The sequence below is a fragment of the Nocardiopsis kunsanensis DSM 44524 genome, from assembly GCF_000340965.1.
Lineage (GTDB): Bacteria > Actinomycetota > Actinomycetes > Streptosporangiales > Streptosporangiaceae > Nocardiopsis > Nocardiopsis kunsanensis.
Window position 1 is genome coordinate 1 of the sequence record NZ_ANAY01000081.1, and the last position, 1102, is coordinate 1102.

The 1102-nt window shown below is 71.0% G+C and carries 1 protein-coding gene; it reads left to right on the plus strand.

The window, feature by feature from the left end; translation table 11 throughout:
• Positions 1-333: 333 nt before the first annotated feature.
• Positions 334-894: an NUDIX hydrolase gene (locus D456_RS0123310; RefSeq protein WP_017578583.1), complete on the plus strand. Its 561-nt coding sequence runs from the start codon at positions 334-336 to the stop codon at positions 892-894.
• The last annotated feature ends 208 nt before the right edge of the window (positions 895-1102 follow it).

Genomic DNA, 1102 nt, shown 5'->3' on the forward strand with positions numbered 1-1102 from the left:
CCGGCCGGTCCACCCCCCACATGACGAGGCCCCACCCGGCGCCTGGCAGCAACTGGTGGGGCCTCGCTCTCACAGAGAGGTCTCCAGACTATGCGCGAGGTCGAGTGCAAGCGCTGCAAGTCCCGCTACTACGAGTCCGACCCGGCCGACTCCTACGAACACAACAACGGCCTGTGCCCCCAGGCCTGACCTGCCCCCGGTTGGTGGCTCTGTCCGCCCCGCACACGCGGAGCGGACGGGGGGACCACCCGGTCCGCGAACACACGCACGGCCGCCCCTCGCTGTCGAGACGAGACGGGGCGGCCGCACTACTCCCGAAGGAGCACCCCCATTATGAAGCGCTGCTGCGGAACCTCGATCGGCGTCATCATCACCGATGAGCAGGACCGGCTGCTCATGATTACCCGGGGCTGGTGGCCCAAGGGCACCGCCCCCGTCGCCGGACACGTCAAGGACGAGCACACCAACGTCGCGGCCGCCCTGGTCGCCGAGGTCGAGGAGGAGGTCGGCCTGGCCGTGACCGGGTCCGCGCTGGTGTGGGAGGGCCACCTGCCCAACCTGTGCGCGTCCCTGCCGCACCTGCCCCGGCCGGGCCACTACTGGCACCTGGCCACCGCCACGGCCGAAGGCGAGATCGTGGCCGCTGAGGGCGAGACCAAGGGAGCGGCCTTCTACGACCGCGACGAGGTCGACTTCCTGGCCAAGGCCACGCTGGAGCACTACCGCTCCGGTGGCACAGCGGCCGGCCAACCCGACGCCTCGCTGGAGGCAGTCTGGCTGCGCCTGCTGTTCGAGGCCGATCGCCTGCCGTGGCTGACCGAGGACGAGCTCGACCTGGCTGAGGCCGCCTACACCACCGAGCCCGGCGAGTACTGGCTGGGAGGCCGCCGCTGACCTGCCTCATCCGAGGTACCGAATCTGAACCCCCACACGAGAGGACACCACCGATGAACTCCCGCTACCTCGACCAGGACGGCACCCTCCTCCAGGAGCACGCCCCCGGACAGATCAGCGCCGTTCGCGAGGACGGCACCCTCGCTGACCGGAGCGTGCCCCTGCGGCGGTGGGCCGCGATCTGCGGCCCGCTCGTGGCGCTGCCCGA

What these genes read in the sequence shown, in the direction of transcription:
- D456_RS0123310 (WP_017578583.1), top strand. Translation starts at nt 334, where the DNA reads ATGAAGCGCTGCTGCGGAACCTCGATCGGCGTCATCATCACCGATGAG.